Raw genomic sequence first — 8,171 nt, 5'->3', positions numbered from 1 at the left:
CTAAGCGAAGCTATGCCGCAGGCTTTACGCTGCGCTAACGTAATTCGTAATTAAAGTAGTGAATTTTACTAGTAGGGGCGGGTTTACTGAGATACTTGTTAATTGGTGATATCTGTAAACCCGCCCCCATTTACTGACAAGGCTTTTAGAGCAGCTTGAATAATATTGTCATATTGTGGTTGAGAGATATCAACCTGTTGGGAAGTTTCACGATTAGTGCCCAGCAGGCCGATTATATGTCCTGGCTGCATTACTAAAACTTTGCCTTCAGGATTTTTAATTCTTAATTCTGAACCAGAACCGTTGGCATAGATGCCACAGATATATTGACGTTGATTGTACTCAAAGGTGGTGCTTGACGGGGTAGATGGTGAGGCGAATAATTTTTGAGGATGAGTTGCAAGTCTTACACCTAGTAGCTCTAATTCGATAGTGGTGTTGCCGTTAAAGTAATTCTCTCGCAGTTTGTAAGCGATATCCAATCGTGAAGGTAGAGGAAAATAGTCGCGCCAACGCCAAGCGATCGCTTTAAGTTTATACTGCTGGTGATCTATAGTTTGAGCAAGTGTGAGTTTGATGTGACCTTTACCTACAATTTGTTGCTCGATTACTTGCACATTTGCTGTCCAGAATATGGGATCAGGGTTATCGATACCGCAGGGATGAAGAATATTTAGTTGTTGGTAAAGCTGCTGCTCGATTTGATTGAGGCTAATTTGGGTATCAATTTTGAGTAAAGGCTTGAGGTGCTGGGGTTCGAGACACTGGTTAGCAAATTCACTCAAATGCGATCGCAATTTCTGCAAATTTTCTGCTGGTAGCGAAAATCCCCCGGCAGCTTTGTGTCCACCAAATTTGCCTAGTAATTTATGACAATATTCCAATGCTTCAAATACATGAAACTCAGGAATTCCCCGTGCTGAACCACGTATATGTTCCTCATTCTCATATGTACCGATGAAAACAGGAACACCGTAACGTTCCACCAAGCGCGAAGCAACAATCCCAATGACGCCGTGATGCCAATTTTGCTGGACAATCACTAATACGCGATCGTCTTGTAAAGATGTGATGTGATGCGTTTCTACAGTTGCGATCGCTTCTTGTTCAATTTGCTCACATATTTGCTGACGTTGCTGGTTAATCGCTTCACACTGCATTGCTTTCTCAAGCGCGATTCCCATATCATCTGTAGTCAGTAATTCAATTACAATTTGAGGATCAGCAATTCGACCAATGGCATTAATTCGCGGCCCCAGGCGAAAGCCGATGTCTTCTGGTTTGAGTGATTTGGGGGGGGAGGGAGACGCGGAGATGGGGAGACGCAAAGACGCGGTGAATAAGCTCTCCGTATCCCCGCGTCCCCGTGTCCCCGTGTCCCCGCGTCCTCTTTCCGCGTCCCCGTGTCCCCCTTGTATCTGTACTCCGGCCATTTGAATTAAAGCTTGCACACCAGGTAACTTGGATGTGGGTAGATGTTTTAAGCCGCGTTTTACCCAGCGGCGATTGACACCAGTTAAGGGTGCTAAATCTGCGATCGTTCCCAATGTAAATAGTGCTAGCATTGGCTGAATTAAGCCTTGCATTTTACCTAGTTGTTGTGCAAGCGATACCGCAAGGATGTAGGCAACACCAACACCAGCAACACCCCGATAAGGAGAAGATTCGGCTATCAGTTTGGGGTTGAGGATGGCGTTAGCTGGGGGTAATTTTTGGGGAATATCGTGGTGATCGGTGACAATTACTTTTAGGTTCAGTTCTCTGGCTCTAGCGATTGGTTCAAATGCTGAGATGCCATTATCTACAGTGAGAATTAAACCGACACCTTCGCTGTGAAATTCTTCAACAATGCGTTTGTTAATTCCGTAACCTTCATGCATCCGACTGGGAATAGCATAGTTGACATTAGCGCCCAAGGTACGCAGACTACGCAATAATAAAGCAGTACTGGTCATACCATCAGCATCGTAGTCTCCGCAAATAGCGATTTTGTGTTGGTAAGCGATCGCCTCTTGTAATAATTCCACACTTACCGCTAAATCGGGAAATTCTTCTAGTGGCGAAGGCAAAATTAAAGACTCTGGATTTAAAAATGCTTGTGCTTGTTCTGGCGTATCAATGCCACGATTAATTAATAACTGGCTAATAATGGGCGTGGTTTTGGTAGCAACCGCCAAATTTTGAGCTAATTCGGTTTGTTGTGGTGCAATTTGCCAGCGCTGATTTGGTAAGCGCCTCCGGTGTTTTACAGGTTCTGGTAAATGGTTTTCAGGCACAGTGTTAGAAGTCGTCTGTTAATAAATGTAAAGACGCGCCATGACGCGTCTTTACATCACGCAAAATTAATCATTAGAACACATTTATACTACCGTCATTGAGGATATAGAGAGAGCGATCGCCAGGGTAGCGCCAACCAGGACGGATTTCTAGGTGTAAAGTACCAAAGTTTGGTTTAGTAACGATGGCTTCGAGAGGTAATTCTGTTTCACTCCAAAAAATCAGAGAGAGATTTGGCTGTGTATTGCCTCCTGGCTCTAATTGTAATTTTTGTCCAGGTTGCAAAGAAATGGGTGTACCTCCTTGCACTCTCTCTAGTTTGACTAAATTAGATGTGGCATTTACTACTTCTATGCGGATACGTTGACCGGGTGTAAACTGAATTGGACGCCGCCCACATTTAGAAGCGCAAGTTCCAGCCAGTACAGCGTTATGGTGATTAATTGATGTAAAAAGCAGAGTTGTTGCTACTAAAGCTGCTGACACTAATTTAAACATGAAATTACACCTAAATGTGTGTAAAATTTAATACTTTAAATTAACATTAAATATATTGACTTGTGTATAGTTTTTATAAAAGGGAACAGGAAAGATGAGGGAGTAAAAAAAGCAGGGGGAGAAATAATTAACAAGTTCCGTGGGTTTAAGTCCCCGGTTCTATAACCGGCAAGTTTTGTGTTGGGGTTAAATCAAACTTAATTACGAATTACGTTAGCGTTAGCGGTAGCGAGTCCTCGAGCGTCAGCGGTAGCGACACAGGAGCGTCGCGTCATTACGAATTACGTTAGCGTAGCGTTAGCGACGAAGGAGCGTCATTACGAATTACGAATTATTTAATCACTCCAGGATCGGCGGCCCCGAGTTCCCCAGTCTCATAACAAATCAACTCGTTAAAATCAGCTTATGGGTTAGGCATTTTAAGAGTTATCAGCTATGAAATTGATTTGTGATCCATCGATTCCCGTAAAAATTCAAAAAATGAAGGAACGGGTGCGGTGGAAGCATCCGAGTATTGTGCAGCGAGGAATTGACCAAACCTGCATGGTACTAGACGATCGCAACCAAAATAATCCAGAATTTTCGTTTATGGTTATCGGAGATTCGGGTACTAAATCTCACTACGGAAACCACCCACAAAGAAAAGTTGCTGAGTTGATGCTTGCTCACCGCGATGAATGCCGTTTTGTGTTACATACAGGAGATGTGATTTATGTGGTGGGTTCCCAAGAGTATTACTCAAGCAACTTTATCGAACCTTACCGGGAATTTATTTTAGGTGGCGACAACCCTAAAAGCATTCCCTATGATCGCATGATATTTAATTTGCCATTTCTGCCAGTGCCTGGTAATCACGATTATTACGATGTCCCATTGATGTATCGCTGGCTAGCTGGAACCACCTTACCACTGCGCCGCCTCTTACGCTACAAAGATATTGAGATTGGCTGGCATGGTTCTTATCAAGGCGATGCCTATGCACGGGCATTTATGGATTATTTGGGGGCAAATTCTCCACAAGATTTAGAACATCATTTAGATAAACACTACACCGCTAAAACCAATACAGGGCGGTGTTTGCGTTACGAACCAGGATATTTTACCCGCGTACCCAATCGTTATTATACTTTTCGTTACGGCGGTATTGACTTTTTCGCCTTAGATTCTAATACTTTTAATGACCCGTCACCTTTACCTGCAACCAAAGAAGGTGATCTGAACCGTCGAGAATTGCATCAGCGTCGCCAACAGATAGACCAAGAAGAATTACAGATTTTAGCAAAATGCGATCGGCTTAACCCAAATATACCCGCAGACGCCGAACAACTCGATTACCTTAGTGCCAAATTAGACCAAATCAACGAAATCAAAATCGACATCGAAAAACAGCTGACATCCGATAAAGTGCCAGCAGTAGACTTTGAACAACTCCATTGGTTGCGAAACAGACTCATCGAATCTTGGAATACAGCAGATGTACGCGGACGAGTAATTTATTTCCACCATCCCCCCTACGTTACAGAGGCTACCAAGTGGCATCAAGCACAAACCTTAGCGGTTCGCCACCGTTTACGTTGGGTATTTGAAGCAGTAGCCGAAACTCTTGGTTCCCTAATTAAAGAACGTCCCATAGTCGATTTAATCTTAAACGGTCACGCCCACTGTCTAGAACATCTCCGTACAGTTGATACCGGATATGCTGACTCACACATCAACTGTATTATCTCCGGTGGTAGCGGTCATCGTCCCCGCCGCCAGAGAGAGGAGGGAACTGAATTGATGGAAACTTTTACGGAAATCACAGGTAAATCCACTCGCAAAGTTGCCGATTCAATGCTTTACATCGGCCGTCATGATTACGCTTCCCAAAAGCGACTACCTTACTCATGCGTGCGAATTGATGTTTTAGATGGTTGTCCCCCCAAGTTTATCGTCAAACCCCTAGTTACTGAGCGTATCAACGATGAGTGGTATAGTCACCAGTTTCAGCCATTTGTAGTATAAAATCTCTGCGTACCCCTCTGCGTTCACCTTTGTGTTTATGCCCAAACAGAAGCTTTTACATCTCATCCTAGCCAGCTTATTAATAGTTACTTGCTGCTTATTCAACACTGACACAGCAGTAGCTTCTGCAACCGCCATAACTTACAAACAACGAACCATCCACAGCCTAGACGGCATCGGCAAATACTACATGGGGCGAGAAATTGCTAAGGTTATGGGACATACGGGTGCAGGCTGGCTGGAAAGGGCAAGCCGAGAAGCAGAAGAAAAACCAAGCAGAATAGTGAGTGTTCTTAACCTTAAACCCAACGATGTGGTTGCAGATATTGGTGCAGGTACAGGTTATTTAAGCTTTATCATTGCACCTTTATTACCAAAAGGCAAAGTCTTAGCTGTAGATATTCAGCCAGAAATGTTAGATATCATCAAGTTTTTTCAACAAGAGAAAAATATTATCAACATTGAACCTGTTTTAGCAACCCTCACCAACCCCAACCTGCCATCCGCAAGTGTCGATTTAGCATTGATGGTGGATGCTTACCACGAACTTGAGTATCCCCAAGAAGTGATGAAAAAAATTGTGAACGCGCTCAAACCAGGTGGTAGGGTAGTTTTGGTTGAGTATCGGGCTGAAAATCCTTTCATTATGATCAAACGTCTGCACAAGATGACTCAAAAGCAGGTTCGTAAGGAAATGCAAGCTATTGGTTTGGTTTGGCGTGAAACCAAAAACTTATTACCCCAGCAGCATTTAATGATATTTGAAAAGCAAGCTTAAGATTTTTGAGGAATCAAGCTGGCGCTTTTGGTTGTACTATCCCACACTATCCAGCTAACAGAATCATCTAAATCAACAGCACTATTGGAAACTTTAAAATATAGCTTTTCTGCACCTTTAGTTTCAATCGCAAAGTCGGCATTTTGGGCATAAATAACTTTAAAACCCTTGTCTCGTAAACAATACATTGCCCAAGCTTTCAAAGATTGTTTATATGGTTCGTGAGGAATTGGCGGTTTTGTGATCGTTTCTTCAATGACTTTAAATATTTGCATGAGTTTCCTGTTTCTCCTCCCGTAGGTGGCATTATAATCAATTCCCCCTGAGCATTGCGTTCTAATTTTAAATCGGGGTTTTCCTCACACATGTGAGCATAATTACAGAATTAAGATTTAGTGTAAGTGCTGTCATAAGTCTGGATCACAACGAATTTCAATCATCAAGCCATCAGGATCGTAGAAGTACACACCTCTACCAGTGGGACGGGTAACAGGGCCATGAGCGATCGCAATCTCATTGTCTCGCAATACTGCCACCGCTTGCTCAAATAACGGCGGATCTATATCAAAAGCCAGATGATAAGCTCTAGTAAAATTCCGTTCTGGATTTGGATCAGGTGGTGTTAAATCGGGTGTCCAAAATAGATCTAAAACTGTGCCATCCGGTGTGACAAAATTGGCTACCTTTCCTGATGCTACAAGTTCCAGCAAGGTTTCCGGTACTTCATCGCCAACGAGTTCATGCAAACCCAAAATAGTACCGTAAAAGTATCGAGAAGCTTGCATATCACAAACATTCAAAGCAATATGATGCACCTTACGCAGATTTCCCACTGCTAAAACACTTTTCACTGTTTGAGAACTAGATAGCATGATAGAAAAGATTTCTCTACAAAGATAGAAGTTAAACTATTCTACTAAATTTTATTATTTATATAAATTCTAAACAATTTGCAAACTAGCGAAATCCTCTATTTATATCAAGTTCGGATAATCGCTTATTATTAAAATTTCTCTGTGTCCCCGTATCTTTGCGTCAGCCCTAACAATAAGTCTTCAAGCTAACATGATATTATTCTCTCTCTTGGCGTCTTAGCAGTTCGTTATGTCATTCGATTATTCCCTAGATTTTCATCACATTGATTTTCGCCAACATCCCGAACTTTATCGTGTTGGTAAAGGCGAGCAAGGTGTACTCTTAGTAGAACCATATAAATCCGAAATCCTTCCCCATTGGCGCTTCAAAACACCTGATATTGCTAAACAATCCAGCGAAAAAATCTACAAAATATTTCTTGATTACTTAGAACAAGATGATTTTGTTGGTGCAGATATGGCACGTAAATTTTTACAAATGGGCTATACACGCTCTCGCCGTTATGCTAATCATAAAAGTGGGAGAAAATACAAACAAAACTCACAACTAGCCAATTCTAAAAAAGAGATTTTAGCCTACGACGTAGACCCAGTAAAAGCCGAGTCAGCAGCAATATTTAAAGTCAAATGGATAGAAGCAAAAACAAATGCAAAATATCTCCAACTGTTAGCCAAGCATAAACAGATGTACGAAATTAACTAGCAATCTCAAGCTTTACCGTCGATATTCATCACCACAATCGCCAATTAGCTCATATAAATCTCGTGATTTGTGAGATATTGTGTCTATGCGATCGCCATCCTCAGCATTCAGCGTCAAAGTAAATACTTTGGCGTTATCTTGGATATGTTCAGATACACCAAGTCTAGCACCAACAATTACGCCGCCAACTGTGGGTTTATCTAAGATATAACGTACTGCCACATTCGAGATACTTACCCCATGCTGATCAGCAATTTGCTTGAGGGTCGAAAGCAACTCTTGAAATAATCGCCAACCGCCCCAAGCATCAATTATATTTTTGTATTTTCTCAAGCTGGCTGTACCTAAGTCAAACCTTCCTGGTTCCGGTTTATCCAAATATTTTTCTGATAACAAACCACCACAAACTGTGCCGTAAGTAAAAAGTTTGATGTCGTGCTGTTGACAAAATTGCACCATATTAATTTCAGGACGGCGATCAACTAAGGAAAATTGTACTTGGTTAGACACAATTTTAATACCTGCGTCCACAATAATCTTGAGATGTTCGGTATCAAAATTAGTTAAAGCAAGATGTTTAATTTTTCCCTCAGTCTGAAGTTCCGCCATATATTTGAGGGCTTCAAGGTAGTTTTTATCTTGATATTCCCACCAGTGGAATTGCATCAAATCTAATGATTCAACATCCATTCTGCGGAGGGAGATATCAATATTTTCCTCCACTAGCTTTTTCGTCATTTTCCCTGGACGAGGAACCCATTTTGTAAAGGCTTGCAAATTAGCTAAAGCCTCTTTCCCGCGATTAGCAATTAATTGACGGCGAAATTCACCAATAAAATCTTCTGCGGGGCCATAATGATCTGCTAAATCCCAAGTGGTAAAGCCTGCATCCAAATAATCAAACATAGTTTGAATAGCAGCTTTAGGGTTAATGCTTCCGTGTCCGCCAGAGACTTGCCACATGCCATTTAAAATCCGGCAAATATTTAAATCAGGAGTAAATTGTAAACGACTTTCTACGGGTAATGTCATATTA

General features: G+C 41.9%; 8 protein-coding genes and 1 pseudogene. 3 read left to right on the top strand and 6 right to left on the bottom strand.

Annotated elements, in window-relative coordinates; all coding sequences use genetic code 11:
• Positions 1-98 precede the first annotated feature (98 nt).
• On the bottom strand, positions 99-2,276 hold the full coding sequence (locus AC5JMF_RS08125; protein ID WP_495795190.1) for a single-stranded-DNA-specific exonuclease RecJ: 2,178 nt from the start codon (positions 2,274-2,276) through the stop codon (positions 99-101).
• Positions 2,277-2,349: 73 nt separating this feature from the next.
• A complete protein-coding gene (locus tag AC5JMF_RS08120; RefSeq protein WP_495795189.1) occupies positions 2,350-2,775 on the bottom strand; it encodes a hypothetical protein in 426 nt (141 codons plus the stop codon).
• Positions 2,776-3,210: 435 nt separating this feature from the next.
• On the opposite strand from AC5JMF_RS08120, the gene AC5JMF_RS08115 reads away from it, so the two are divergent.
• Together AC5JMF_RS08115 and AC5JMF_RS08110 are read left to right on the top strand one after the other, a co-directional pair.
• Positions 3,211-4,779, top strand: a complete 1,569-nt coding sequence (locus tag AC5JMF_RS08115) for a metallophosphoesterase family protein (RefSeq protein WP_495795188.1) — start codon at positions 3,211-3,213, stop codon at positions 4,777-4,779.
• 37 nt (positions 4,780-4,816) lie between these two features.
• On the top strand, positions 4,817-5,557 hold the full coding sequence (locus tag AC5JMF_RS08110) for a class I SAM-dependent methyltransferase (RefSeq protein WP_495795187.1): 741 nt from the start codon (positions 4,817-4,819) through the stop codon (positions 5,555-5,557).
• Here the strand turns inward: AC5JMF_RS08110 and AC5JMF_RS08105 are convergent.
• The 3 genes and pseudogenes from AC5JMF_RS08105 to AC5JMF_RS08095 all read right to left on the bottom strand — a co-directional run bounded on the left by AC5JMF_RS08105 (position 5,554) and on the right by AC5JMF_RS08095 (position 6,429).
• Entirely contained in the window at positions 5,554-5,832 is a 279-nt protein-coding gene (locus tag AC5JMF_RS08105) for a hypothetical protein (protein WP_495795186.1), read from the bottom strand. The genes AC5JMF_RS08110 and AC5JMF_RS08105 overlap by 4 nt on opposite strands.
• A pseudogene (locus AC5JMF_RS08100) lies at positions 5,832-5,968 on the bottom strand (Uma2 family endonuclease); the annotation flags it as partial. The gene AC5JMF_RS08105 and the pseudogene AC5JMF_RS08100, both read right to left, overlap by 1 nt.
• On the bottom strand, positions 5,965-6,429 hold the full coding sequence (locus tag AC5JMF_RS08095; protein ID WP_495795185.1) for a VOC family protein: 465 nt from the start codon (positions 6,427-6,429) through the stop codon (positions 5,965-5,967). The gene AC5JMF_RS08095 and the pseudogene AC5JMF_RS08100, both read right to left, overlap by 4 nt.
• A 232-nt stretch (positions 6,430-6,661) precedes the next feature.
• On the opposite strand from AC5JMF_RS08095, the gene AC5JMF_RS08090 reads away from it, so the two are divergent.
• Positions 6,662-7,135 (top strand): DUF4385 domain-containing protein, encoded by a 474-nt coding sequence (locus AC5JMF_RS08090; RefSeq protein WP_495795184.1) that lies wholly within the window; start codon positions 6,662-6,664, stop codon positions 7,133-7,135.
• A 12-nt stretch (positions 7,136-7,147) separates the two neighbouring features.
• On the opposite strand, the gene AC5JMF_RS08085 is transcribed toward AC5JMF_RS08090, so the two are convergent.
• Entirely contained in the window at positions 7,148-8,167 is a 1,020-nt protein-coding gene (locus AC5JMF_RS08085) for an aldo/keto reductase (protein ID WP_495795183.1), read from the bottom strand.
• Positions 8,168-8,171: the final 4 nt, after the last annotated feature.

Source organism: Desmonostoc vinosum, from assembly GCF_059505385.1.
This window is presented reverse-complemented; position numbering and strand designations above follow the sequence as displayed.